Origin of the sequence: Bartonella sp. AU15XJBT, assembly GCF_028618615.1 — a bacterium.
Lineage (GTDB): Bacteria > Pseudomonadota > Alphaproteobacteria > Rhizobiales > Rhizobiaceae > Bartonella.
Genome location: NZ_JAQITG010000114.1, coordinates 1 through 500 on the forward strand (window position 1 = coordinate 1; position 500 = coordinate 500).

Below are 500 nucleotides of genomic sequence, written 5' to 3' on the forward strand. Positions count from 1 at the left end.
GCATGACCATAACAAGCATGAACAGTAGGATAAGTTTTAAATATTCTCCATGCCTCGTTCCAGGGACCACTGCCAGCAGGGATCTTATCAAAAGTAGCAGGATTTCCACCAAACTTTATACCAACAAAGTCATATGCGTGGTTTTCTAAACCGACAGAGGTTTGCTTGCCATCACTTAAATAATCAAGTGTATTAGCCATCGATTGAGCGTTGTAAGCTGGACCAAAAAGATTGATACTCGTGTTGCCTGCTATACCGTGAATACCACGCTTTTCAAAATCATGCATTCCGTTACCTGCCGTCATACTACCACGGCTGTGCCCATCAATATGTAATCCGTCATTGCCATAAAGATACATTGTATTCTGGAACTTCTTGGTCGAATTGGTCAATCCAAAAAAAAGTTTACCTTCCAGAAGCTTCTGAAAAACCGCTATCCCTACTTCTACTTCCCAGTCTTCAGCTTGGGGGAAGTATGTAAAATAAAGGGGATCGTGATC

Annotated in this window: 1 pseudogene; it reads right to left on the bottom strand. The window is 41.8% G+C overall.

Annotated features, from left to right (window positions below):
* A pseudogene (locus tag PVV57_RS10420) lies at window positions 1–500 on the bottom strand (filamentous hemagglutinin); the annotation flags it as partial.